The 23,762-nt window shown below is 66.6% G+C and carries 21 protein-coding genes; 3 read left to right on the forward strand and 18 right to left on the reverse strand.

Annotated features, from left to right (window positions below; translation table 11 throughout):
* Window positions 1–111: 111 nt before the first annotated feature.
* On the forward strand, window positions 112–435 hold the full coding sequence (locus tag AC07PZ_RS01900; protein ID WP_495293306.1) for a hypothetical protein: 324 nt from the start codon (window positions 112–114) through the stop codon (window positions 433–435).
* Between the two features lie 27 nt (window positions 436–462).
* On the opposite strand, the gene AC07PZ_RS01905 is transcribed toward AC07PZ_RS01900, so the two are convergent.
* The 7 genes from AC07PZ_RS01905 to AC07PZ_RS01935 all read right to left on the reverse strand — a co-directional run bounded on the left by AC07PZ_RS01905 (window position 463) and on the right by AC07PZ_RS01935 (window position 8,637).
* Window positions 463–1,386: a D-isomer specific 2-hydroxyacid dehydrogenase family protein gene (locus AC07PZ_RS01905; RefSeq protein WP_495293307.1), complete on the reverse strand. Its 924-nt coding sequence runs from the start codon at window positions 1,384–1,386 to the stop codon at window positions 463–465.
* Window positions 1,379–2,872, reverse strand: a complete 1,494-nt coding sequence (locus tag AC07PZ_RS01910; RefSeq protein ID WP_495293308.1) for a carboxylesterase/lipase family protein — start codon at window positions 2,870–2,872, stop codon at window positions 1,379–1,381. The genes AC07PZ_RS01905 and AC07PZ_RS01910 overlap by 8 nt, the downstream gene beginning before the upstream one ends.
* Before the next feature lie 49 nt (window positions 2,873–2,921).
* Window positions 2,922–3,764 (reverse strand): ATP-binding cassette domain-containing protein, encoded by an 843-nt coding sequence (locus AC07PZ_RS01915; protein WP_495293309.1) that lies wholly within the window; start codon window positions 3,762–3,764, stop codon window positions 2,922–2,924.
* A gap of 11 nt (window positions 3,765–3,775) precedes the next feature.
* Window positions 3,776–5,536, reverse strand: a complete 1,761-nt coding sequence (locus AC07PZ_RS01920; RefSeq protein ID WP_495293310.1) for a dipeptide/oligopeptide/nickel ABC transporter permease/ATP-binding protein — start codon at window positions 5,534–5,536, stop codon at window positions 3,776–3,778.
* On the reverse strand, window positions 5,533–6,474 hold the full coding sequence (locus AC07PZ_RS01925) for an ABC transporter permease (protein WP_495293311.1): 942 nt from the start codon (window positions 6,472–6,474) through the stop codon (window positions 5,533–5,535). The genes AC07PZ_RS01920 and AC07PZ_RS01925 overlap by 4 nt, the downstream gene beginning before the upstream one ends.
* Before the next feature lie 34 nt (window positions 6,475–6,508).
* Window positions 6,509–8,059: an ABC transporter substrate-binding protein gene (locus AC07PZ_RS01930; protein ID WP_495293312.1), complete on the reverse strand. Its 1,551-nt coding sequence runs from the start codon at window positions 8,057–8,059 to the stop codon at window positions 6,509–6,511.
* Window positions 8,060–8,124: 65 nt separating this feature from the next.
* Window positions 8,125–8,637 carry a gluconokinase gene (locus AC07PZ_RS01935; RefSeq protein ID WP_495293313.1) on the reverse strand — a complete coding sequence of 171 codons (513 nt, stop codon included), beginning with the start codon at window positions 8,635–8,637 and terminating at the stop codon, window positions 8,125–8,127.
* A 261-nt stretch (window positions 8,638–8,898) separates the two neighbouring features.
* On the opposite strand from AC07PZ_RS01935, the gene gntR reads away from it, so the two are divergent.
* Window positions 8,899–9,930 carry an HTH-type transcriptional regulator GntR gene (gene gntR, locus AC07PZ_RS01940; protein WP_495293940.1) on the forward strand — a complete coding sequence of 344 codons (1,032 nt, stop codon included), beginning with the start codon at window positions 8,899–8,901 and terminating at the stop codon, window positions 9,928–9,930.
* Between the two features lie 147 nt (window positions 9,931–10,077).
* Here gntR and AC07PZ_RS01945 read toward each other — a convergent pair whose 3' ends face one another.
* The 6 genes from AC07PZ_RS01945 to AC07PZ_RS01970 are packed head-to-tail and all read right to left on the reverse strand — an operon-like array spanning window position 10,078 to window position 16,485.
* Window positions 10,078–11,085 carry a Bug family tripartite tricarboxylate transporter substrate binding protein gene (locus tag AC07PZ_RS01945; protein WP_495293314.1) on the reverse strand — a complete coding sequence of 336 codons (1,008 nt, stop codon included), beginning with the start codon at window positions 11,083–11,085 and terminating at the stop codon, window positions 10,078–10,080.
* A 34-nt stretch (window positions 11,086–11,119) separates the two neighbouring features.
* Entirely contained in the window at window positions 11,120–12,292 is a 1,173-nt protein-coding gene (locus AC07PZ_RS01950) for an acyl-CoA dehydrogenase family protein (protein WP_495293315.1), read from the reverse strand.
* Between the two features lie 36 nt (window positions 12,293–12,328).
* Window positions 12,329–13,099 carry an enoyl-CoA hydratase/isomerase family protein gene (locus tag AC07PZ_RS01955; RefSeq protein WP_495293316.1) on the reverse strand — a complete coding sequence of 257 codons (771 nt, stop codon included), beginning with the start codon at window positions 13,097–13,099 and terminating at the stop codon, window positions 12,329–12,331.
* On the reverse strand, window positions 13,093–14,364 hold the full coding sequence (locus tag AC07PZ_RS01960) for an acetyl-CoA hydrolase/transferase family protein (protein WP_495293317.1): 1,272 nt from the start codon (window positions 14,362–14,364) through the stop codon (window positions 13,093–13,095). The genes AC07PZ_RS01955 and AC07PZ_RS01960 overlap by 7 nt, the downstream gene beginning before the upstream one ends.
* 1 nt (window position 14,365) lies before the next feature.
* Window positions 14,366–15,226 (reverse strand): HpcH/HpaI aldolase/citrate lyase family protein, encoded by an 861-nt coding sequence (locus AC07PZ_RS01965; RefSeq protein ID WP_495293318.1) that lies wholly within the window; start codon window positions 15,224–15,226, stop codon window positions 14,366–14,368.
* A gap of 44 nt (window positions 15,227–15,270) precedes the next feature.
* Window positions 15,271–16,485, reverse strand: coding sequence for a CaiB/BaiF CoA transferase family protein (locus tag AC07PZ_RS01970; RefSeq protein ID WP_495293319.1), 1,215 nt, complete (start codon window positions 16,483–16,485; stop codon window positions 15,271–15,273).
* Window positions 16,486–16,670: 185 nt separating this feature from the next.
* On the opposite strand from AC07PZ_RS01970, the gene AC07PZ_RS01975 reads away from it, so the two are divergent.
* Entirely contained in the window at window positions 16,671–17,411 is a 741-nt protein-coding gene (locus tag AC07PZ_RS01975) for an IclR family transcriptional regulator (protein WP_495293320.1), read from the forward strand.
* Here the strand turns inward: AC07PZ_RS01975 and AC07PZ_RS01980 are convergent.
* From AC07PZ_RS01980 to AC07PZ_RS02000, 5 genes are read right to left on the reverse strand one after another with little or no spacing between them, the layout of a single operon-like run.
* Window positions 17,380–18,561, reverse strand: a complete 1,182-nt coding sequence (locus AC07PZ_RS01980) for an alpha-hydroxy acid oxidase (RefSeq protein ID WP_495293321.1) — start codon at window positions 18,559–18,561, stop codon at window positions 17,380–17,382. The genes AC07PZ_RS01975 and AC07PZ_RS01980 overlap by 32 nt on opposite strands.
* A 4-nt stretch (window positions 18,562–18,565) precedes the next feature.
* Window positions 18,566–19,486 carry an SMP-30/gluconolactonase/LRE family protein gene (locus AC07PZ_RS01985; protein ID WP_495293322.1) on the reverse strand — a complete coding sequence of 307 codons (921 nt, stop codon included), beginning with the start codon at window positions 19,484–19,486 and terminating at the stop codon, window positions 18,566–18,568.
* 13 nt (window positions 19,487–19,499) lie between these two features.
* A complete protein-coding gene (locus AC07PZ_RS01990) occupies window positions 19,500–20,471 on the reverse strand; it encodes a Bug family tripartite tricarboxylate transporter substrate binding protein (protein WP_495293323.1) in 972 nt (323 codons plus the stop codon).
* A gap of 40 nt (window positions 20,472–20,511) precedes the next feature.
* A complete protein-coding gene (locus AC07PZ_RS01995; protein ID WP_495293324.1) occupies window positions 20,512–22,128 on the reverse strand; it encodes a thiamine pyrophosphate-binding protein in 1,617 nt (538 codons plus the stop codon).
* 4 nt (window positions 22,129–22,132) lie between these two features.
* Window positions 22,133–23,623 (reverse strand): aldehyde dehydrogenase, encoded by a 1,491-nt coding sequence (locus AC07PZ_RS02000; RefSeq protein WP_495293325.1) that lies wholly within the window; start codon window positions 23,621–23,623, stop codon window positions 22,133–22,135.
* Window positions 23,624–23,762: the final 139 nt, after the last annotated feature.

The raw sequence follows: 23,762 nt of genomic DNA on the forward strand, positions 1-23,762 counted from the left end.
AAGCAAGGTCCGTCGCGCGCAGCAATTCAAGGGTGAACGACGGCGAGACAGACCGCCGCAACAGCGCGGCGAGGTTGGAGACGAAAAAAAAGAGTCGGATCGGGTGAAGGTATGGAAAAGCAGTTTTTGTTGATTGGCGTCGTCGCCGCCCTGGCGGTCGGCTCGTGGGTGTCTCTCGCGAACGAGAAACGGGTGGCCGACGCGCGCGTGGCCTGCGGTGAATACGTGGCCCACCATGTCGGGCCCTCGGTCAACCTCGAGGCAGCCAGCCAGTGGCCGGCCCGGCCGCGCTCCGAGGAAACCTGGGTCGTGCAGGCCAACTACTCGTTGCGCGGGCGCTATGACGCCATGTGGTGCCAGTTGCGCGTGCTCGGCTCGCAGTTCGGCCTCGCCCGCCTGGACAACGACTACGAAGAGAGCCGCCGCGCCCCCTGAGGATTGCGCGGCCCGCCGCGCCGCCGGTCAGTAGCCGGCGGCGGTGTCGACCACACCGACGAGCGGCTCGGCCGCAATGAAGCGGCGGACGTTCTCGGTCACGCGCCGCGCCAGCAGCGGCATGATCATCTCGGGCGTGTCGGCACTGTGCGGCGTGATCAACGCCCGGGGCTCCGACCACAGCGGATGGCCTTCGGGAAGCGGTTCCGGGTCGGTCACGTCCAGCGCGGCGCCGGCAATGCGGCTCGACGACAGCGCGGCGACCAGGTCGTCGGTGCGCACGATCGGCCCGCGGGCCACGTTCACCAGGATCGCATCCTCGCGCATCAAGGAGAACTGCTTCATGCCGACGAGCCCGCGCGTCTCGTCCGTCAGCGGGGCCGCGATCAGGAGCACATCGGCGTGCGGCAACACCTCGTCCAGTCGATCGGTCGTCAAGGTGCGGTCGGCGCCCTCGACCGCATCGCCACTGCGACGCAGCACCGTGGTCTTGACGTCGAACGGCGCACACAGCCGCATGTATTCCTGTGCGATGCCGCCGCCGCCCACGATGACGACGTGGGCACCGTAGAGCATCTTCCCCGACTGCCTGCCCCACGCCGTTGCGCGGGCGCGTTGGTGCAGCTGCCGCTGCAGCGCCAGGGTCAGTGCCAGCGCGTGCTCGGCCACGGGCTGCGAATACGACCCCTTGGCGCTGGTCCAGACATAGGCCGGGTCCATGACCCGCGCCGCCGCGAAATCGTCGACGCCGGCGCTCGGCAACTGCACCCATTCGAGCCTGGGCAGCGTCGGCAACATGGCGCCGAGCGCCTTGACGTCATGCCCGCGGTTCCACAGCAGCATGCGCGTTTCCGGGCCCGGCGGCACCACCGTGCCGCCGCCCGCGCGGACTGCGGCGTCGAACAGGTCGCTCGGCGTGGCCAGCGAGACGGACAGCGTTTGCTCAGCCATGGTTCCACAACTCCAATTCATCGCGATGGCGGCCGGACTCGGTCCGGCTGTCCTGGTCGAAGGTCATCGAGACGGCCTGCGCCTCGTCATAGGCTGGCCATCCCGGCTCGCCGGTCTTGGCGAACGCGACCCACCGGTTGTGCATCTCGGCGGCCAGGGCCGGCGGCGCGTCGTCGCCCAGCATCGCGGGGACGTTCGGATGGTGCAGCGCGTCGAACACGAAAGGCAGTTCGACGAGGTGCGAAGCACCGATCGTTCCGCCGAGCTGCGGCGACTTCCAGGCGAATTCATAGAGCCAGGCCTTGCCGCCGTTGCCCGCATGCACGCCCGCCGAGCGCACCGAACCCGCACCGAACATCGCCCAGGTCTGGATGCGGTCGCGGATCTGGCCAGGCGACGCAGCCTCGCCCAGCGCCCCGCGGACATACGCGATCAGCCGGTCGGGGTTCGCATTGACGCCGGCGGCATAGCGCTGGACGTCGTCCATGGTCGCCTTGGCATGCAGCCCGTTGGGCACGGTGAACAGCGTTGCCTCGTCCGAATTGAAGCCCCAGATGACGCGCTTGCCGGTGGCACAGCCGGCTGCAAATGCGTCCCGGGGGCTGAGCGGCAGCACCTCGCCATCGGCATGGGGGCGTGCGATCAGCGTGCCTTCCGAAGCCAGCAGCGACTTGGCCCGCTTCTTCGCCACATCCTCGGCCGCGACGAGCAGCGTCTCGGGTGGGAGATGGCGAAAGGCCTCGGCGGTCGGCGCGAGCCCCAATTCCTCGGCCACCAGCCGGGTCACTGCGCGTGCGGCATCGGCGGATGGCGCGTCGGGCGCCATGCCAGACTGCGAGATCGCCTTGTGGAACAGCTTGCTCGCCTTCGGCGCCGTCAACAGCAGATTGACGCTGGCGCCGCCCGCGGACTCGCCGAAGATGGTGACGTTGTCCGGATCGCCACCGAACCCGGCGATGTTGCGCGACACCCATTCGAGCGCGGCGATCTGGTCGCGTATCGCCACATTGGCCTCGCCACCTTCGAGCAGCAGGAAGCCTTCGAGGCCCAGTCGGTAGTTGATGGTGACCAGCACCACGCCGCTTTCGGCAAACCGGGTGCCGTCGTACAGCGGCACCGCGCCGTTGCCGTGGTCGAAAGCGCCGCCATGGATGTAGACCATGACGGGCACCTTGCCGGTCAGCGACGGGGTCCAGATGTTGAGGTTCAGCACCTCTTCGCCACGCACCCAGCCCGGGCAGAAGATCGCGCGGTAATTGAAGCCCCGGCCGCGGAAGGCCGGCTCGCGCTGCGGCGACGTGGGGCCGGTCACCGTGGCGTCTCGATCACCCACCCATCCGGGATGGCGCTCGGGCGCACGAAAACGGAGATCGCCGAAGGGGGCCGCGGCAAAGGGAATGCCGCGAAAGTGCAGAACGGCGTCGTTCTTGCGAAAGCCAACGACCGTTCCGCTCTCGGTCCGTGCGGCAATGACTGTCTTGCTCATTCAAAGAATCCTGTTTCTCTGGTTCAGCCCTCTCGGGGCCGGAAGCCTGTCAGGCTGGCTGCTGTTCGGCAGCCAGTTCCAGCCGACGCCGACGCCGTTCCCGCTGGCGAACGGGGTCGGGCACCGGTGCGGCCAGAAGAAGGCGCTTGGTGTAGGCATGCTGGGGGCGGCTGCCGATGATTTCGGAATCGCCCCACTCCACGATCTCGCCGCGGTACATCACGGCCACGCGCTGCGATATCTGCCGAACGAGCGCAAGGTCGTGCGCAATGAACAGATAGGCCACGCCCGTTTCGCGCTGGATCTCGGCCAGCAGCGAAGTCACGCGGTCCTGCGTCGACACGTCGAGCGCACTGACCGGCTCGTCGCAGACCACGAGCTTCGGGTCGACCATCAGCGACCGCGCGATGGCGATCCGCTGACGCTGGCCGCCCGAGAACTCGCGCGGCAGCCTGCGCAGCGCGTCCTTCGGCAGGTTCACGCGTTCCAGCAGCCGGGCCGCCTTGTTGCGCGCCTCGTCGAGACTGCCGATGCGATGGACGCGCAAGGGCTCGATCAGGATCTCTTCCACGGTCATGACCGGGTTCAGGGACGAATAGGGATCCTGGAAGACCACCTGGATGTCGCGGCTGAGCTCGCGCCGAATGGCCTTGCCCGCCTGCGAGATGTCGCGTCCCTCGAAGCTGATCCGGCCGGAGTGCACGGCAGCGAGCCCGAGGATCGCGCGGCCGAGCGTGGTCTTGCCAGACCCCGACTCGCCCACCAGACCGACCGTCTCGCCGCGACGGATGTCCAGTGACACGCCGTGCAGCGCACGCGAGGCCTTGCCGAAGAAACCGGCACCGGGATATTCGACGACCAGGTTCTCGATCGTCAGTAGCGTATCGGTCATTCTTTCTCCATTCACACTTCGCCGAGGTCGCGGTCCAGCGCCTGCGCATGCGACAGGAGCGACCGGGTGTAGGGGTGGCGAGGCGACGCGAAGAGCTGCTCGACGGGCGCGTGTTCGACGATCTGTCCGTCGCGCATGACCACGACCTCGTCGCAGATGTCCGCCACGACACCCAGGTCGTGCGTGACCAGGATGATCGACATGCCGAACTTCGCCTGGAGCTCGCGCAACAGATCGAGGATGCCCGCCTCGACCGTGACGTCGAGCGCGGTCGTGGGTTCGTCCGCGATCAGCAGATCGGGCTGTCCGGCCAGCGCCCAGGCGATGGCGACGCGCTGCGCCATGCCGCCCGAGAGCTGATGCGGATAGCTCTCGAAGACCTTCTTCGGGTCGCGCATGCCGACCGTCTTCAGCAGTTCCATCGCCTCGGCATCCGCCTCGCGACGCGACAGGCCGCGGATGCCCATCAACGGCCCGCGCAGATGCGTCTTGACCTTGAAGCATGGGTCCAGCGCGACCATCGGCTCCTGCGACACCAGCGCAATGCGACGGCCGCGGATGCCCCGGTAGCCCTCGTCGTCGGCGCCGGCCAGGTTCACGCCGTCGAGCAGCACGCTGCCACCGGTGATGCTCAGGGGCTGCGGCAGCAACCCCAGGATGGACAACGCCGTCAGCGTCTTGCCCGAGCCGGACTCGCCCACCAAGCCCACCGTCTTGCCGCGGGGAACGTCGAAGCTGACGCCCTTGACCAGCCTGGCCTTGTTGGCCTCCGCACCGGGGTTGGACACCTCGAGATTGCGCACCGACAGCACGATGCCCCCATCGATCGCCTCGACCGTGGCCGTTGCCACACGCTCCGCCGCGACCCGTGCGGAAGCCAGCATGTTGCCGCGTTGCGCCTGCGGCAACGAATCGCGTGCGGCATCGCCGATGAAGTTGAATGCCAGGGTCGTCAGCGCGATGGCGCCGCCTGCCGGGACCATCATCCAGGGCTGCGTGTACACCTGCATCGACGCTTCGGCGACCATCTGGCCCCAGCTCGGATTCGGTGGCGCAACGCCAAGACCCAGGAAGCTCAGCCCGGATTGCAGGAGCAGCGCGATGCCCAGCGTCATCGAGGCCTGCACCACGATCGGGCCGATCATGTTGGGCAGGACGTGACGCAACAGGATGCGCAAGTCGGCCACGCCGAAGACCCGCGCAGCGTCCACGAACAACTCCCGCGCGACACCCTGGGTCGTCGAATTGGACAGCCGCAGGAAGCCGGCCGACAGCATGATCCCCAGGGCGATCATCGCCAGGTGCATCTTGTTGCCGAAGACGGCCAGGACCGCCAGCAGCACGATGATGCTCGGGATGGTGAGCACCAGGTCGGCGAATCGCAGCGACAGCGCCGCCGTCGCTCCGCCGTAATAGCCCGCCAGCAACCCGAGCGGCAACCCGATGACGACGGCCACCGCCACGGCCAGCAGCGAGCCGAGCAATGCCTCGCCCGCGCCGAACATCAGACGCGCCAGGATGTCCCGGCCGAGCTGGTCGGTGCCGAGCGGATGGGCCCACGACGGCAATTGGAAGGTTGCCGTCAAATCGTTGGCGGTGGGCGAATAGGCCGACAGGTACGGCGCGAACAATGCGGCCGCGATCACGATCAACAGCCATGCGATGCCGAGCACGGCCGTTGGCATCGTCATCACCTTGTGGACATAGCCACGGGGCAGCTGGACCGGACCGTCCACCACGGACTCCGGCACGTCGATTTCCAGTTGGTTCATGACAGTCGCATCTTGGGATTGAGCCAGCCCTGCGCGAGATCCAGCGCCAGGTTGACGAGAAGAACGACGACGGTGATGTAGACCACGACGCCCTGCACGACCGGCAGGTCGCGCTGCTGCACGGCGTTCACGACCAGTTGTCCGATGCCGGGCAAGGCAAAGACCTGCTCGGTGATGACCGCGCCGCCCAGGAGCGCCACGAACTGCAGCCCGATGACGGTGATGACGGGAATCGCGGCATTGCGCAATCCGTGCTTGAAGGCGATCACCCGCACCGGCAGGCCGCTGGCGCGCAGCGAGCGGATGAAGTCACGGCCCAGCACCTCCTGGAAGGAAGCACGGGTCTGCCGGGTGAGCGTCGAGATCGCCGCGATCGAGATGCCGATGATCGGCAGGATCAGGCACATCACCCAACGACCCGGGTCGGTGTCGATGGCCACATAGCCGTTCGCCGGGAAGATGTTCCAGGTCACGGCGAACGCCAGAACCAGCAGGAGCCCGGCCCAGAAGCTGGGGATGGCCATGCCGACGCTCGTCAATGTCCGCAGGTTGCGGTCGACACGGCCACCCTTGAGCGAAGCCCACATGCCGAGCGCGACGCCCACGATGGCCGAGAACACGGTCGCCCCGATCGCCAATGTCAGCGTGACGGTCGACCGCTGGCCGATCGCCTGCAGCACGCTCTGGCGCGTGATGAGCGAATGGCCGAACTCGCCATGGGCAAGGTTCCCGAGGAAAGCCAGGTACTGATGGAGCAGCGGCTGGTCGAGGCCCAGTTGATGGCGCACCGCAACCAGTTGTTCGGGCGTTGCGTTGTCGCCAAGGACGGTCAGCGCCGCGTCGCCCGGCAGCATGTAGACCAGCAGGAACGTCAGGGTGGTGACGATCAGCAAGGTCGGTATGGCTGTCAGCAGCCGCTTGATGGCAAACCAGAGCATGCGGTCTCTCTCATTTCCTGGTGGAACGGTGCAATCACTTCTTCTGCAGTTCGTAGAACAGCGGCACGGTGACGCCCGGCGTCATCTTGATGTCTTTCAGTGCGTCACCGCGGTAATAGGCAACGGCATTGACGACCGTCGTCGGCAGGAACCACGCCTTGTCGGTCACCGCCTTGCCGAGCGCCTGGAAGCCGGCCTTGCGGGCAGCGGGATCGGCCTCGGCCGACGCCTTGTCCCACAGCGAGCTCAGTTCCGGATCGACCGTGCTGAACGCGTTGAAGACGGTGCCGGAGGTGAGGAACAGCGTGCGTGCATCGGTGTACGCGCCCTGCCCGCCATAGCCGTTCACGAACGCGGAATGCTTGCGCACGACATCGGCACTGGTCGGTGCACCGGCCAGCGATGCGATGTTCATGGTCACGCCGACCTTGGACAGATAGTCGGCCACGGCCTGCACGAAATCGTTGTCCCGCTGAGGAAAGAACACGGCAATCGAGAAGGTGAACCCGTTGGCGTAGCCCGCCTCGGCCAGGAGCTGCCTGGCCTTGGCCGGATCGTAGGGATACGCGCCCAGCGCCGGATCGAAGGCTTCGGTGTTCGGCCCGAAGATCTGGTTCGTCACCGAGCCCTGGCCGCGATAGACGGTCTTGAGGATCGCCTCGCGATCGACGGCGTAATTCAATGCCTGCCGCACGCGCTGGTCCTTCAGTGCGGGGGTCAGTTCGCCATTGCGGTCGCTCAACACGATGTGGAAGACGTTCGTCGGCTGCGTGACCACCTGGAGTCCGGACTTCTTGGCCGCATCGACGTTGTCGGGACTGCCATAGCCCAATTGCGCGACGCCCGACTGCAATGCCGTCAGCATGGCGTTCGGGTCCGCATAGATCTTCATCGTGATCTTCTCGTACGGATAGGTGTCCGCCGCGTAGTAGTTCGCGTTCTTCGTGAAGACATAGGTGTCGTTGACGATGGTTGCCGCCGTGTCGAGCACATAAGGCCCTGCGCCCGCGGGCACCCGTGCCAGCGCATCGCCATCGCTCAGCGCGCTGGGGTTGACGATCATGCCGACCACCTGGCTGATGATGCGTTCGAGATCGGGGTTGGGCTTGGACAGCTCGATGACCACCGTCTTGTCGTCCGGTGCCTCGACGGCCTTCAGCGTGCTGGCCAGTTCGCCCGTCATCGGGCCCGTGACGGTCAACAGCCGGTCGAGGTTCTGCTTGACGGCCGCCGCCGTGACGGCGGTCTTGCCGTCAGAGAACTTGACGTTCTCCCGCAACTTCAACTGGAACTTCAGCTTGCTGCTGTCGACGTAGCCCCACTCCGTGGCAAGGCCGGGTGCGTAGGTGCCGTCGGTCTTCTGCTTGATGAGCGTTTCATAGACCGGCAGCATGTACATCTGATACTGGCCGCCCCATACGCTGCGCAGCGGGTCGAACGACGAGGGCCCCCGCTGGACGCCGACGGTGATCGTCGTCGCTGCGCCGCTTCCGGCCGTCTTTTCGCCCTTGCACGCGACCAGACTCGCGGCGATTGCCAATACCGTCGCTGCGGTCGCCAGCTGCTTGATAAATGAAGTACGCATTGCCTCACGCTCTTTCTTGAACTGAAATCGATGATTTGGATATACGGTGGCTCTTCCAGCGGGCATCAGCCACGCAACTGGAAGCGGTCGCAAACGGTGGTGACGATGCTGTCGACGGGCGACTGGACATCGACCTGCACACCGTTCTCATCGGGTGCAAGCGGTTCCAGCGTCTCGAATTGCGATGCCAGCAAGGTGGCCGGCATGAAGTGCCCTGACCGGCTGTTCAGGCGGCCCCGGATGATTTCAGGCGCGCCCGAAAGATGCACGAACAGCACGCCGCCATTCGCGGCGCGCAATTCGTCCCGGTAGACACGCTTGAGCGCCGAACACGCAACCACGGTTCTTTGGCCATCGTCGGTCTGTTGGTCCATCCAGTCGCGGACGGACTTCAACCAGGGCCACCGATCGCTGTCCGTCAGCGGAATCGATGCCGACATCTTTCGGACCGATTCGGGCGGATGAAAGTCATCGGCGTCAGCGAAAGCGCGATGCAGGACTTCTGCAAAGCGACGGCCGACGGTCGTTTTTCCGGCGCCGGAGACGCCGAATACAACGATATTTTTCGGGTCTGACATTGATCCCTGTGTCTCCATTTTTTATTGAGTCCGCGCACCCGGACGGACGGATCCGCCTTTCGCAGGATCCATCAATTCGAAATTTCTCTGTCGTCTTTGGTTGCGCTATCTTTGCCAAACGACACACTGCAATTGCAATCTCTCCAATCGATAATCACAAACGATACCTACCTCGTCAAAGATAAATGATTGGACAGCGCTATCTTAAAATTGCCCACTGGCTTGGCTAGGCGGGTAAACCCTGAGGATCAACGGCCCCTTATGAGTCCCCCCAATTCCAACGCGCGCGGCCGCTCGGCCGGGCGCGTCACGCTGACCGATGTCGCACGCGAAGCCGGTGTCAGCCCGATCACGGCATCGAGGGCGCTGCGCGGCGAACGCCACGTCGCACCGGCGCTGGCGGCGCGCGTTGCGGAGGCGGTCGCGAAGACCGGCTACGTCCCCGATTCGGCTGCGCGGGCACTCGCTTCGCAGCGGGGCACGCAGGTTCCGGTTCTGATTCCGATGCTGTCCAACACGCTCTTCGTCGATGTCCTGGAAGCGGTCCATGTCGTTCTGTTCGCAGCCGGCTATCAGCCCATGATCGGCATCACGCATTACGACCCCCACGAGGAGGAATTGCTGCTGAGAAGCTATCTGGCGCATCGTCCGGCCGGACTGCTCGTCACAGGTTTCGACCGGACCGAGTCGAGCCGGCAGATCATTGCGAACAGTGGTTTGCCATGCGTGCATCTCATGGAGATCGCCAATGCGCCGGGCATCCATTGCGTCGGCTTTTCGCAGACCGAGGCCGGCGCCGAAGTCACGCGCCATCTCCTGGGGCGCGGCCGACGAAGAATTGCATGCATTGCCGCGCAATTGGATCCACGGACGATCCAGCGCGCGGAAGGGTACAGGCGCGTTCTCCGGGATGCCGGCTGCTACGACCCCCGGCTCGAACTCATGAGCCGGCAGCCTTCCTCGATCCGGCTGGGCACGGAGCTGCTGGTCGACCTCATGAAGATCAGGCCCGATGTCGATGGCATCTTCTTCTGCAATGACGACCTCGCGCAAGGCGGGATCCTCGCTGCCCAGCGCATGGGCATTTCAGTGCCGGGCCAGATCGCGATGGCGGGATTCAACGATCTGCCCGGAAGCGATCAGCTCAGTCCCGCACTGACGTCCGTGAGAACGCCCCGCTCCGAGGTCGGTGCGCAGGGCGCGAAGATGCTGCTCTCGCTGATGCGCGGCCACAAGCCGGCAAGCCATTCGATCTCGTTGGACTACGAGCTGATCGTGCGGGAGAGCAGCTGACCCGAGCGGTACTACATCAGGGGAAGTTCGCGTTCGCCGATCATCCTGACGTGTCGCCCCAACGTCACGCAGAAACGGCGCCAGATTCTTCCGCATGTGAAACGGATGCGCGGCATGGGCATGCACCGGTGCTGGAGGCGCCCGCCTTCAGTCGACCTTGGCGCCCGAGAACTTCACCACCTCGCCCCACTTGACGATGTCATCCTTGATCGCCGAAACGAAGCGCTCCGGCGTGCCGCCCAGCGCGGTATAGCCCATCTGTTCGATCTTCTCCCTGAAGGCCGGCGTGTTCAGTGCCGCGTTGAGCGCCTCGTTGATGCGTTGCGTGACTTCCGCCGGCGTTCCCTTGGGCGTCAGCAGGCCGAACCAGGTTTCCGACACGAGCGCCGGATAGCCGAGTTCGGTGGTCGTGGGAACGGTGGGCATGGCCACCGATCGCTTGTCGGACATCACGGCCAGCGCGCGCAATCTGTCCTCCTTCACGAACGGCGCCGCTGCCGCGACGCCCGGAAAGGCGAGCTGCAACCGACCGCCCAGCAGGTCCGTGAACACCGCGCCTGGCGAGGTGTAGGGCACATGGACCATGTTGACGCCGAAGGTCTTCTTGTACAGCTCGCCGGACAGGTGATAGGAACTGCCGCTGCCGGTCGAACCGAAATTCAGCTTTCCCGGGTTCTCCTGCACATAGACCGTCAGCTCCTTGACGTTCTTGACGGGCAGCGACGGGTTGACCACGATCACGTTCGGAATCGATCCGACCAGCACCACCGGGTCGAAATCCTTCAGCGGATGAAAGGGCTTCGCGTCGTACAACGTCACCGCCGAGACCACCGTGCCGGGCCAGCCCATCAGCAGCGTGTAGCCGTCGGCGGGCGCCTTCGCGACGAGAGAGCCGCCGAGGTTGCCATTCGCACCGGGACGGTTGTCGACGATGACGGACTGGTTGACGGCCTTGCCGAGTTCGTCGGCGATGAGTCGGGCGAGCGGGTCGGCACTTCCGCCGGGCGCAGCCGGAACGACGATGCGAATGGGCTTGGTCGGCCACGACTCCGCGACGGCGGGTGCAGCGGCGGCCGCGATCAACACGATCGCTCCGACCAGTTGCAGAAACCGCGAGGCACGCGGCATGGAATGTCTTCTCGATGCGGAAAGCATGGTTGTCTCCTGATGGTGATCGGCGAAGTCCGCTTCAGTAGGACTTGGGCATGCCGAGCACGCGCTCGGCGATGTGGCTCAGAATCATTTCGGCGCTCACGGGCGCGATGCGCGGGATCATGATTTCGCGCAGGTAGCGCTCGACATGGAACTCCTTCGAGTAACCCATGCCGCCATGCGTGAGGATGGCGCGCTCGCAGGCGCGGTAACCGGCCTCGGCCGCGTAGTACTTGGCGGCATTCGCCTCGGCGCCGCATTCCTTGCCGTTGTCGTAGAGCCAGGCCGCCTTCATGGTCAGCATCTGGGCGGCTTCCAGCTCGACCCAGTTGACCGCCAGCGGATGCTGGATGGCCTGGTTCTGGCCGATCGGCCGGTCGAACACCACGCGCTCGCGCGCATAGGCGGCGGCCTTCTGCAACGCGATGCGGCCGACGCCCACCGCCTCGGCCGCGAGCAGGACGCGTTCGGGATTCATGCCGTGCAGGATGTACTTGAAGCCCTTGCCTTCCTCGCCGATGCGGTCCTCGACCGGGATCTCGAGGCCGTCGATGAAGAGCTCGTTCGAGTCGACGCATTTGCGGCCCATCTTCTCGATCAGCCGCACATCGATCCTGCTGCGATCGAGGTCCGTATAGAACAGCGACAGCCCCGACGAGGTCTTGCCGGGCGGCAGGTCCTCGATGGGTGTGGTGCGCGCGAGCAGCATGATCTTGTCGGCCACCTGGGCGGTGGAGATCCACACCTTCTGCCCATGCACGATGTACTTGTCTCCCTGCCGTACCGCCCGTGTCTTGAGCCTGGTGGTGTTCAGCCCTGCATTCGGCTCGGTCACGCCGAAGCAGGCCTTGACCTCGCCCCGAGCGATCGGCGGCAGCATCCGCTGCTTCTGCTCCGGCGAGCCGAAGACGGCGATCGGCATCAGGCCGAAGATGTTGATGTGCACGCTGGAGCAGCCGCTCAGGCAGGCACCGGACTCTGCGATGGTCTGCATCATGATGCTGGCCTCCTGCACGCCCAGGCCGGCGCCACCATACGCCTCGGGGATCGCCAGGCCCAGCCAGCCGGCTTCAGCCATCGCGTCGTAGAACGCATGCGGAAACACGCCGTCGGTGTCGCGTTCCCGCCAGTAGCTCTCGGGAAAGCGGTCGCAGAGGCCCTTGACCGCTTCGCGGATGGCCTCCTGTTCGGGGGTGAGTTCAAAGTTCATGTCGGCGGTCCAAGGCAGGCGCGGTTGTGCGGGATGTCAACGTCCGGTCCATCGGGGTGGCCGCTTCTCTGCGAAGGCCCGCGGGCCTTCCTGCGCGTCTTCGCTCAGATACACGCGTTCGAAGAGGTGCTGCGCCGCACGCAGGCCGGCCGAGCGCCCCATTTCCGAAGACAGGTAGACCAGCTCGCGTGCCGCCTTCACGGTCAAGGGTGCGTTCGCGGCAATGGCACGTGCCATTTCCAGCGCACGCGCGCGCAATTGGTCCGCCGGCACCACGTCGTTCACGAAGCCGAGCGCCATCGCACGCTGTGCCGAGATCGGTTGCCCGGTCAGCAGCAACTCCATCACCACACGTTGCGGCAGCATCTGCGCCAGCGGCGCGGCCCAGGGCATGCCGCGGCCGACCTTCGCTTCGGTGATGCCGAACTTCGCGTGATCGGCGGCGATGCACAGGTCGCACATCTGGACGAACAGGAAGCCGCCGGCGTAGGCGATGCCGTTGACCGCTGCGATCATCGGCTTGCTCACGTGTTCGACGTCGCCCAGGACGGGCAGCATGTCGCGCGGCGGTATCTGCAGCTTCATCGCCGCGGCCTCCTTCAGGTCCATGCCCGCACAGAAGGCCTGATCGCCGCTGCCGGTGAGGATGCCCACACGCACCGCGTCGTCCTGCTCGATCGCACGCCAGGCCAACCGCAATCCCTCGACGACGCCGCGGTTGATCGCATTGCGCTGCGCGGGCCGCTGGATCGTGACGACGGCGATGCAGCCATCCACCACCTCGTAGTCCACTTCGTCCGTCAGCATGCCGATCCCCAGACGTCCCGCGCTTCGCGCAGCAGGGCATCGCGATGCTGTGGTGCCGCGATGGCCGCCATCGCCTTGATGCGCTCGCGCAGGCCGAGCCCGCGCAGGCGTGCGATGCCATGTTCGGTCGCGATCACATCGACGTCGCTGCGCGCGGTCGTCACCGGGCCGGACAGCCGGCTCACGATCTTGCTGTCGCCGGTCTTGCCGACCGCGCCCAGCGCCATGATCGAGACACCGCCTTCGGACTGGCCCGCCGCCCGGACGAAGTCCACCTGTCCGCCGACCGCGCCGATGTAGTCCGCACCGATGGCCTCGGCGTTCACCTGGCCCGTGAGGTCGACCTCGAGCGCCGAGTTCACCGACACCAGGTTCTTCACGCGCGACAGCGTCGACATGTGGTGCGTGTAGCGCGTCGGGCAAAGCCGGATCTGCGGATTGCGATGCGCGAAGCGGTACAGCCGCTGCGTGCCGAACAGCACGCCGGTGACGCTCACGCCTTCGTCCATGCCCTTGTACGCATTGGTGACGGCACCGCTTTCCATCAGGTCGACCAGCGAGTCGCCGACCATGCCGGAGTGGACACCGAGATCGCGCCGGTCCACCAGCAGCGAGACGATCGCTTCGGGCACGGCGCCGATGCCCATCTGCAGCGTGGCTCGATCGGGGATCAGTTCGGCGACATGCGCTGCGATGCGGCGTTCGAGCTCGCCGAATTTCGCGGCAGGCAGCTCCAGCGGCGCGCGGTCGGTATGCACGGCCACCGTGATCTCGTCCGCCCGCAGCGGTGCGTCGCACGGCGTCCATGGCACCTGGCTGCTGACCTCGGCGATGATGACCCGGGCGCGCGAGATGGCGGTGCGCACATAGTCGTTGACGAGACCGAAACTGTGTTCGCCGCGTTCGTTGGGCGGGCTCACCAGCAGCATGACGACGTCGGTGCGGATCAGATCCTTCTCGATCAGGCCCGAGATGGCAGAGATGTGGCACGGCACCGGATCGAGCACACCCGCACTCGACAGCTTGCGCAGCGTCCCGATGCCGCCGATGCCCTTGAAACGCAGATGGTCTGCATGTTCGGGCTTGAAGGTCTGCGAAAAGCCCGAGCCGAAGAAGATGCCCGCGCCGCTGTAGCCGGCACGCTGCGCGACCAACTGCTCGGTCAGGCTCAGAGGCTCCCCGGTACCCTGGCCGAACACGATGCCATCGCCGGGACGGACATGGCGTGCCAGGTCGAGGGTCGAGAGCGATTCGACGCGCGCCATCTCAGACCTCCTCCGGCGCGGCGAGCACGGCGAGCGAGTGCTTGAGCATGGGCCCGTCGACCATCTTTCCTTCGAAGTCGATGGTGCCGATGCCCCGCGCCGTCGCTTCCTCGTATGCATCGACCAGCCGCCTCGCGTAGGCGCGTTCTTCCGATGTCGGCGAGAACGCGGCATTGGCCAGCCTGACCTGTCCGGGGGCGACGCACATCTTGCCGTGGTAGCCCAGGTTCCGGCCGCGCGCGGCGTCCTGCATGAACAGCGCGTCGTCGCGAATGTCGAGCACCACCTGGTCGAGCGCGATGCGATCGGCGGCGCGCGCCGCCATGACGACCCACGAACGCGCCGTCGCCACCTCGTCGCCGCCGGGCGTGCGACGCCCGCCGATGTCGGCAGCAAAATCCTCGGCGCCGAAGTACACCGCGCCCAGGTGCGGCGTCTCGTCGCAGATCTTCACGGCGTTCAGCACGCCCCGCACCGACTCGATGCCGCCGATGATCATCCTGGGCTTCGCACGCGGCGACTCCGCGTCGCGCCGGCGAATCCAGTGCGCCACCGGAAAGACCTGGTCGGGCGACTCCAGCTTCGGAACGACGATCGCGTCGATGTCGCAGGCAAGCGCCGCCTCGATATCCGCAAGGTAGTGCGGCGACGCAGGCACGTTGACCCGAATGGCGAGCATGCCGGTCAGGCCTGCGTCGCGCGCCTGCCGCACGGTCCCGGCCAGCATGCCGCGTGCCTCTGCCTTCTCGGCTTCGGGTGTGCCGTCCTCGAGATCGATCACGCAGCAGTCCGCACGGAAGCGCGGGAACTTGACGACGAGTTCGGGCCGGTTGGCGGGTGCGTAGAGCAGCGAGCGAATCATGGGCAGTCGGTCTCTTGACGGGGAATGTGGTTTCGGTGCGCCGTTCAGCCGACGGCTGCCAGCGGTGCGGCCTGCGCCGCCGTGCCTGCGTCGAGCAACGCGTCGATGTCCGTCGGCGCGTAACCCGCCTGCTGCAGGATCTCGCGCGTGTGCTCGCCCTGGCGCGGCGCCACGCGAGCGACGTCCGGCTGGCTGTGCTGCCAGGTCATGGGGACGCGCATCGTGCGGATAGGCCCTTCGCTCGGATGGTCGATGGTCGAGAAGAATCCGGTGGCCTGGAGGTGCGGATCGTCCAGCACGCTGAGCAGGTCGTGCATCGGCATGAAAGGCACGTCGGCGCGCTCGAGGATCCCGATCCACTCGGCGGTCGACTTCTCTTCGAAGATGGTGCCGAGCTCGCCGTACACGTAGTCGATGTGCCGTGAACGCCCGGCGTAGGTCGCGAAGCGCTCGTCCTGCATCAGCGACGCGCGGCCGACCGCACCCAGGAAGCTGTTCCAGTGCTTGTCGTTGTAGACCAGCGCACAGATGTAGCCGTCGCGCGTCCGGTAGGGCCGGCGCTCGGGCGACAGCTGCCGTGCATAGCCGCCCGCGTCGAGCGGCGGCTCGAAGGTGAGGCCGCCGAGGTGGTCGCCCATCACGAAGGCCACCATCGTCTCGAACATCGGCACGTCGACGCGGTCGCCACGGCCGGTACGGTGGCGCGCCAGCAGGCTCGCGAGGATGCCGCCCACCGCCGTCTGCCCGACGATGCGGTCGGCCAAAGCCGTCGGCACGTAGCGCGGTATGCCACCCGACGCGCGGGCGATCAGGTGGGGCAGCGTGGCGCCGCCCTGGATCAGGTCGTCATAGGCCGGACGGGCCGCGTACGGGCCGTCCTGTCCGAAGCCGAACAGGCCGGCGTAGACGAGCAGCGGGTTGATCGCGGCCACGTCCTCGTAGCTCAGGCCGAGGCGCGCCATGGCCTGGGGGCGCACGTTGTACATCAACACGTCGGCATCGGCGATGAGGCGCCGGATCACGGCGAGGCCGGCGGGCTGCTTGAGATCCAGCACGATGCTGCGCTTGTTGCGGTTGGCGTTCAGGAAGACCGGGCCCATGCCCTCGTGGCGCACCGGACCGATCTGCCGCACCAGGTCGCCCTGCGGTGCCTCGATCTTGATCACGTCCGCACCCATGTCGCCCAGCGCCTGCGAGGCAAAAGGCCCCATCAGCACGGACGTCATGTCCAGCACCTTGATTCCGGCAAGTGGTCCCATGGTCTCCGTTCGTGGTCGCCACAGGAGGCTGGCGCCCTATCATTCACAATAGTGAACAAATCATACATACCCATGAACAAGAACACAACGCATCGGCGCTGCGGGGATACCCGGGTACCCTCGGGTAAAGTGGCCATCCCGGCTCCCAGCCCATACCGCGCATCTCTCGCACAGGCCTCCACGCAGTGATCGTCAAGCAAGCCGCCAACGTCCTGGACCTCATCGAGTTCTTCGCGACCCACCGCCGTCCCGCCACGCTGGCCGAGATCGCAAAGCACTTCGAATGGCCGCGCTCCAGCACCTTCAACCTGCTCGGTACGCTGGCCGCGCGCGGGTTCCTGTATGAACCCCGCGCCCGGGGTGGCTACTACCCGGCGCCGATGTGGGCCACGCTGATCCGCGAGATCGAAGCCGCGCAGCCGATCCCGTCCGAGCTCCACGGCCTGCTGGAAACACTGGTCCGGGAAACCGGCGAAACAGCCGTGCTCGCCGCCGCGAGCGGTGCGTACGCGCTGTTCCTGGACGCGATCGAGTCGCCTCACGCCATCCGCTACACCGCGCAACCCGGCAAGCTGGTGCCGCTGCACGTGACGGCCACTGGCCGCGCCCTGCTCTCGCAGATGAGCGCCGAAGACCGGGCGGCGATCCTGCGCAAGGCCGAGTTCAAGCGCTATACGCAGACGACGCTGATGACGGCGGACATCGTCGAACGGGAGGTCGATGCCTCGCGCAAGCTCGGCTGGTTCGAAGGGCGAGGCGAGTTCACACCCGACCTCGGTGGCGTGGCGCTTCCGCTGAGCCTGCCCAACCGCCACTTCGCCGTGCTGGTGGCCGGGCCGATGATGCGGATCGAGCACCGGATCGCCGAGTTCGTCGGCATCACCCAGGACGCGATCAAGCGGCAACTGTCGACGCGAGCGGCATGACCGACGGGCTCCAGAGGTAACGCGGCCCCAGGTCGGTGACGACCGGGCAACCGATCTGGCCCAGCGTCAGGTCCAGCTCACCGCGCAGGATGTCGAGCGAGCGCCGTGCACCTTCGGCGCCAAAGGCCGCGAGCCCGTACGCCGCCGCGCGGCCCGCAAAACACATCTTCGCGCCGAGGCTCAGTGCAACGGCGATGTCCGATCCACGCCGGATCCCGCTGTCGAACATGACGACGAGCCTGTCGCCGACGGCGGCCACCACTTCAGGCAGCGCATCGATGGCCGCCACGCTGCGGTCCAGTTGCCGTCCGCCGTGGTTCGACACGATCACGCCATCCACGCCGGCCGCTGCGGCCAGTCCGGCGTCCTCCGCCGTCAGGATGCCCTTGAGGACCAGCCGCCCCTGCCATTGCGCGCGGAGCCGCTCGACCAGCGGCCACCCATGCCGCGTGGGCACCTGCGACGCATAGAAGGCCGTCAGGTCTCGTGCGCTGGTGGCGGGCGGCGCATAGGGACTGAAGTTGCTCATCACCGGAAGGCCGTTGCGCAGGTAGCGCGCAACCCATGCCGGATGCCTGAGCGACTCCAGGATGATGCCGGCGGTCGGCTTGTATGGCCGCACCCAGCCACTGCGGATATTGCGTTCTCGCTTGGAATGCAGGGGCACGTCCACGGTGACGACGAGCGTCTCGATGCCGGCCGCCGCTGCCCGCTTCAAGAGGTCGCGCTCGATCGCGTCGTCCTTGCAGGGATAGAAGTTCAACCAGGCACCGGGACACCGCGCAGCGACCGCTTCGATCGAACCATTGCTCGCGCCGGACAGCACGAATGGCAATCCTGCCTCGGCTGCGGCGTCCGCGAGGACCAGGTCGCCATCGTGGCGCACCATGCCGAGCATGCCCATCGGGCCGATGCCGAACGGCGACGCGTAAGTCCGACCGAACACCGTCACCTGCTGCGCACGCGTGGCGATGTCGACGAGATAGCGCGGCCGCAGCTTGTGCCGGCGAATGCGCATCGCGTTCTCCGCGATGCACTCCTCGTCGTCCGCCCCGCCTTCGAGGTAGTCGTAGATCACGCGTGGCAGATAGCGCCGGGCCTGGGCCTGCAGATCCGCGATGTTCAGGCACTTGTTCGCTGAGGTGGCCATGGTGTCAGGAAGCGCTCCGTTGGGCCGGCGTCGGTGCGCCGGGCGTGTCGACCTCGGCCACCAGCACCTGCGTGCCGGCCGTCACGAAGAGCTTCTTGCCGTCCGCACCACCGTAGGCGCAGTTCGTCGTCATCCGGCTTCGCGGCGAATCGAGCCGCAAGGCCGGCTGGCCCACCTCGTCGAAGATCCACACCGCGCCGAGGCCGACATGGCAGATGGCGATGCCGCCCGTGGCATCGAGCGCCAGCCCGTCGGGCCCGCCGCCACCCGACAGCTGGATGTACGTGCCGACCTTGGTGACCAGCCCATGCTGCCTGACCAGCGGCACGCGCCAGATCGCGTTGGCCCGGGTGACCGCGACGAACAGCACGTCCTCGTGCAGGTTGAGCACCAACCCGTTCGGGCTGGGCACGTTCGACAGCAGGCAATCGAGCCGGCCATCGGCCGTGAGCCGATAGACCTTGCCGGTCGGGTCGTGCAGGCCCGTCTGTCCCTGGTCGGTGAAGTAGAGATCCCCGGAGGACGAGAAGACCAGGTCGTTCACGCCCTTGAAGCGCTGCACCAGGGCACGGTCCAGATGCGGTTCGACCTTGCCCGTGGCCGGGTCGAACACCATGATGCCGTTCTTGTTGTCGCAGATGAAGGCGCGTCCGTCGGGGCTGAAGGTGAGCCCGTTGGGCTCGCCGTCGTATTCGAGTTCGCAGCGCATCCGGCCTGCCGGATCGATCTTGAACAGCCGGCCCCACGGGATGTCGACGACCCACAGGTTTCCCTGCGCGTCGAACGCCGGCCCTTCGAGGAAGGCCGGCGCATCGGCGCCATGGAGCTGCACGTTCACCCATGTCGACGACCTGCCGCGGACATGGAACTGCTCGGGAACCTCGGCGAAGACCTCCAGGGTCTTCCGGGGTGGTGGTGCGTACATGACTCTGTTCCCCTCAGTCCATCTTGATGCCGAGATCCTTGGCCAGCGGCCCCATGTAGGCGCTCTCGGACTTGATCAACGCCTTGAAATCGTCCGCACCAAGCCACATCGGCTCGAGGCCCAGACCTGCCATGCGCTCCTTGAGATCGGGCATGGCCAGGACGACCTGCAGATCCGCGGCGATCCTCTTCTGGATGTCCACCGGGAGGCCGGCGGGGGCGAGCACGCCGTGCCAGACCGGTGTCTCCGAATTCTTGAGTCCGATCTCGGCCAGCGTCGGCACATCGGGAAGCAGGGAGATCCGCTTGGCGCTGTTGGTGGCCAGTGCGCGCAGCTTTCCGGACTTCAGGTGCGGTGGATAGGCCGGCACGCCATCCAGACCTACCTGGATCTCGCTGGACAGCAGCCCCTTGGTGACGTCGGCCCCACTCTTGTAGGGAACGTAGGTCACCGTCAGGCCGGCGTCGCGGATGAAGCGCTCGACGCCCAGCTGGATGCCCACGTTGCCGCTGCCGATCGTGACGGCACCGGGATGGGCCTTCGCATAGGCGATGAGTTCCGGCATGGTCTTCGCGGGCAGTGAATCGTTGGCGACGAAGATGAGCGGGACGGAAGCGATCACGCTGATGGGCGTGAAATCGCGCGCCACGTCGTAGGGCAGCTTCGTGAAGGTGAACTGATTGAGCGTCAGCGTGGAGTTGATGGCCTGGAACAGCGTGTAGCCGTCGGGGGCGGCGCGCGCCGCGTCGATCGCCGCGATGGCGGTGTTCGCTCCCGGCTTGTTGTCGACCACGACCTGTTGTCCCCACCGGTCACTGAGCTTCTGCGCGATGTTGCGTGCAGTGGCGTCCGCCGTGCCGCCTGCGGCGAAGGGCACGATCCAGCGGACCGGGCGGGTTGGCCAGTTGGCCGTTTGGGCTTGCGCCGAAAGCAGGGTGGTGGCGCCGATCAGCGCCGCCAGCCAGATACGGAATCTCGTCTTCATGCTGTCTCCTTCGTTGGTGATTTCTTGAGCGGGGGCGTGGCTATCCCCGGAGCGCCTTGGCCTGCGCGCGATAGCCGGAGGGGTCGACCTGCACGTCGATGAGGCAGGGGCCGCGCGCCTTCAGTGCGGATGCCAAGGCCTCCTCGTAGGCATCCACGGTGCGCACGGTGAATGCCGTCAGGCCGAAGCCCCGGGCGACGCTGGCGAAGTCCGCGCTGGGCCATGTCACGCCGGCGTCCGCCATGTTCCGGTTGCGCTGCTTGAGCGCGATGAGCGACAGCGCGCTGTCGTTGAAGACGATCACGCACAGCCGGGCGCCGCATTGCGCCGCGGTAGCGAGTTCGCCCGCACACATCATCAAGCCGCCGTCGCCGGTGAAGGCGATGGTCGGCCGCTCAGGCGCATTCAGGGCACGCGCGATGCCGGCCGGCAGCGCAAAAGCCATGGTGGCGAGGCCGTTCGAGATGAGCGCACTGCCTGGCGAGCAGGCGCGCCAGAACGCCATCGCGGAGAACATGTGGGCGCCGGCGTCCACCGTGATGCTCGCGCCCTCAGGCCCGGCCGCCGTCAGCGCCATGTCGACGACCTGCTGCGGCGTGAGCCCGGCGCCCTCGCCCTGGTAGCCGAGCCGCTCGACCATGCCGTGCTTGAGTGCAGCGATCTCTTCCTCGCGCCAGTCCGAGGCACCACAGGCCGGCAGCAGCGACTCGATGCCGTGGGCCAGGCGCCCATGGACACCGGCCGCCGCCTCGACATAGTGGATGGGGTGGCGAACCAGTGCGATGTCGAGCACCGGCACGGTGTAGGGCCACGGGCGGCCAATCAGTTCCACCGGGTCGAGGCCGCACAGGACGATCAGGTCCGCGGCGGCGATGCAGTCGCGCTCGGCCGCACCACCGGTGAAATGGCCGACGACGAAAGGTTCGTCGTCGCTGACGATGCCCTTGGCCTTGTAGGTGGTCAGCACCGGGCAGCGCAGCCGCTTCGCGAGCGCCAGCACCTGCGCCGGCGCACCCTCGTCACGCGCCTCGAGGCCGACGAGCAGTACGGGCCGGCGCGCCGTGCGCAGCAACGCATGCGCGTCGCCATGGCCGGCATCGGGGTCCGCATCGCCGGGGGCGTGATGCAGATCGCCGGCTTCGGACACCATTCGCCGGGCGTTCTCGCCGGTCAGCTCGATGTGCACCGGGCCCCAGGGCGCACGACGCATCAGGCCGATCAGCTCGGCGAGCTCCACGGCGGGTGCGTCCGACTCCAGGCGCGAACTGGCCTTGACGACCGGTGCCGACATGGCGCGCTGATCGAAGACCTGGTGGGTGTCGAAGGCTTGCTGCCGCGATGTCCATCCGTCGGTGATGAAGAGCACGGGCGCACGGTCGAGCGAGGCATGGGCGAGGCCATTCATTCCGCTGGCGGTGCCCGGGCCCTGCGTCGTGATGGCCACGCCGAAGCCGTTGCGCATCTCGGCATCGGCTGCGGCCATCAGCACGGCGGCGGTTTCGGTCCGGCACAACCGAAACGCAACGCCCTGCTCCGCCAGCGCCTCGATCAGGTCGAGCGAGCTGCCGCCGCCGGGCACGCCGTAGGCGTTCTTCACGCCGTGGGCCGCACAGGCCTGCGCGATCACGGCGGCCACTGTTTTCTGTTCGGTGCCCATGCCGTCAGACCTTCAGCACGAACGGGTCCTGGATCTCGTCGCTCAGCTCGCACCAGACGCTCTTGGTCTGCAGGAACTGATCGACCGACTCCATGCCGTTGACACGGCCGATGCCGCTGTCCTTGTAGCCGCCGAACGGCGAATTGAAGGCCATCGCGCGGTAGGTGTTGATCCAGACCGTGCCGGCCTGCAGCCGACGCGCCATGGTGTGTGCACGGCGCAGGTCGCGCGTCCATACACCGGCAGCCAGGCCGAACTTGGTGCCGTTGGCCAGCGCGACCACTTCGTCGTCGTCGCGAAAGGGCGTGACTGCGAGCACGGGGCCGAACACCTCCTCATGCATCAGCGGGTTGTCCGCCTCCAGGTGATGAAGGATCGTGGGTTCGAAGAAGAAGCCCTTCTCCAGGCCCGGCACGCTGGCGCGGCGTCCGCCGTAGAGCACCTCGGCGCCGGCTTGCACCGCCTTCGCCACCATCGACTCGTTCTTCTGCAATTGCATCGACGTGGCGGCGGGCCCCATCTGCGTATCGCCCAGCAGCGGATCGCCCAGCTTGATGGCCTTGGCGCGCTGCGCCACGCGCTGCACGACCTCGTCGTAGATGCTCTCGTGCACGTAGGCGCGCGAGCCTGCGATGCAGGTCTGCCCGGCGGCCGCAAAGATGCCTGACAACAGGCCGACCACCGCGTTGTCGATCGATGCGTCGCCGAACACGATGTTGGGGCTCTTGCCGCCGAGCTCGAGCGTGCAGCTCGCCAGCCGTGCCCCGGCACGCGACGCGATCACGCGCCCGGCGCCGTCACTGCCGGTGAAGCAGATCTTGGCGACCAGCGGATGATCGACCAGCGCCTCGCCGGCACCGCGGGCACCCGTCACGACGTTCAGGACGCCCGGCGGAATGCCGGCTTCTTCCGCCAGCCGAACCAGCTCGAAGGCCGATGCCGACGTCACTTCGGAAGGCTTGAGCACGAGCGTGTTGCCTGCCGCGAGCGCCGGTGCGCAGCTCATGATGGTGAGGAAGGTCGGCGAGTTCCACGGCACGATCACGCCAACCACGCCCAGCGGCTCGCGCAGCGTGTAGTTGAGCACGCTCTGGCGCTCCAGCGGCACCACACGGCCTTCGATCTTGTCGGCCAGCCCGCCGAAGTAATAGAGCCATTCCTTCGCGATGTTCGCCTGCGCGCGCATCTCGGCGAGCAGCTTGCCGTTCTGGCTGGACTCGAGTTTCGCGATCACCTCGGCGCGGCTGGCGATCTTCTCGCCCCAGGCCATGAGAAGGCGGCCACGGCGCGTGGCCGAGAGTCGTCCCCAGGCACCCGACAGCGCTTCGTGCGCGGCCTGCACGGCCGCATCGACATCGTCGCGGTCGGACTCCGCAAAGCTGCCCCATTCGGCCCCGGTGGTCGGATTGATGCTGGCGAAGCGCCGGCCGCTGCGGGCCGGCATGGCGCGCCCGCCGATGTGGTTGTCGAACGCGTGGTCGGTGTCTGTGGTCATGGACGTGTCTGAATCCGGGCCAGATCAAAATGTTGTACGAACAACTATGTTAGATTCACGCAGATCGAAAGGTCAAGCTTTCTCGTCACTCATAGTGAAAACACCAACAGCTTCCTTGTCTTCATTAATTTCTATCCGG

Source organism: Variovorax sp. GW821-FHT10B04 (assembly GCF_059415645.1).

What these genes read in the sequence shown, in the direction of transcription:
- AC07PZ_RS01900 (WP_495293306.1), top strand. Translation starts at nt 112, where the DNA reads ATGGAAAAGCAGTTTTTGTTGATTGGCGTCGTCGCCGCCCTGGCGGTC.
- AC07PZ_RS01905 (WP_495293307.1), bottom strand. Translation starts at nt 1,386, where the DNA reads ATGGCTGAGCAAACGCTGTCCGTCTCGCTGGCCACGCCGAGCGACCTG.
- AC07PZ_RS01910 (WP_495293308.1), bottom strand. Translation starts at nt 2,872, where the DNA reads ATGAGCAAGACAGTCATTGCCGCACGGACCGAGAGCGGAACGGTCGTT.
- AC07PZ_RS01915 (WP_495293309.1), bottom strand. Translation starts at nt 3,764, where the DNA reads ATGACCGATACGCTACTGACGATCGAGAACCTGGTCGTCGAATATCCC.
- AC07PZ_RS01920 (WP_495293310.1), bottom strand. Translation starts at nt 5,536, where the DNA reads ATGAACCAACTGGAAATCGACGTGCCGGAGTCCGTGGTGGACGGTCCG.
- AC07PZ_RS01925 (WP_495293311.1), bottom strand. Translation starts at nt 6,474, where the DNA reads ATGCTCTGGTTTGCCATCAAGCGGCTGCTGACAGCCATACCGACCTTG.
- AC07PZ_RS01930 (WP_495293312.1), bottom strand. Translation starts at nt 8,059, where the DNA reads ATGCGTACTTCATTTATCAAGCAGCTGGCGACCGCAGCGACGGTATTG.
- AC07PZ_RS01935 (WP_495293313.1), bottom strand. Translation starts at nt 8,637, where the DNA reads ATGTCAGACCCGAAAAATATCGTTGTATTCGGCGTCTCCGGCGCCGGA.
- gntR (WP_495293940.1), top strand. Translation starts at nt 8,899, where the DNA reads ATGAGTCCCCCCAATTCCAACGCGCGCGGCCGCTCGGCCGGGCGCGTC.
- AC07PZ_RS01945 (WP_495293314.1), bottom strand. Translation starts at nt 11,085, where the DNA reads ATGCTTTCCGCATCGAGAAGACATTCCATGCCGCGTGCCTCGCGGTTT.
- AC07PZ_RS01950 (WP_495293315.1), bottom strand. Translation starts at nt 12,292, where the DNA reads ATGAACTTTGAACTCACCCCCGAACAGGAGGCCATCCGCGAAGCGGTC.
- AC07PZ_RS01955 (WP_495293316.1), bottom strand. Translation starts at nt 13,099, where the DNA reads ATGCTGACGGACGAAGTGGACTACGAGGTGGTGGATGGCTGCATCGCC.
- AC07PZ_RS01960 (WP_495293317.1), bottom strand. Translation starts at nt 14,364, where the DNA reads ATGGCGCGCGTCGAATCGCTCTCGACCCTCGACCTGGCACGCCATGTC.
- AC07PZ_RS01965 (WP_495293318.1), bottom strand. Translation starts at nt 15,226, where the DNA reads ATGATTCGCTCGCTGCTCTACGCACCCGCCAACCGGCCCGAACTCGTC.
- AC07PZ_RS01970 (WP_495293319.1), bottom strand. Translation starts at nt 16,485, where the DNA reads ATGGGACCACTTGCCGGAATCAAGGTGCTGGACATGACGTCCGTGCTG.
- AC07PZ_RS01980 (WP_495293321.1), bottom strand. Translation starts at nt 18,561, where the DNA reads ATGGCCACCTCAGCGAACAAGTGCCTGAACATCGCGGATCTGCAGGCC.
- AC07PZ_RS01985 (WP_495293322.1), bottom strand. Translation starts at nt 19,486, where the DNA reads ATGTACGCACCACCACCCCGGAAGACCCTGGAGGTCTTCGCCGAGGTT.
- AC07PZ_RS01990 (WP_495293323.1), bottom strand. Translation starts at nt 20,471, where the DNA reads ATGAAGACGAGATTCCGTATCTGGCTGGCGGCGCTGATCGGCGCCACC.
- AC07PZ_RS01995 (WP_495293324.1), bottom strand. Translation starts at nt 22,128, where the DNA reads ATGGGCACCGAACAGAAAACAGTGGCCGCCGTGATCGCGCAGGCCTGT.
- AC07PZ_RS02000 (WP_495293325.1), bottom strand. Translation starts at nt 23,623, where the DNA reads ATGACCACAGACACCGACCACGCGTTCGACAACCACATCGGCGGGCGC.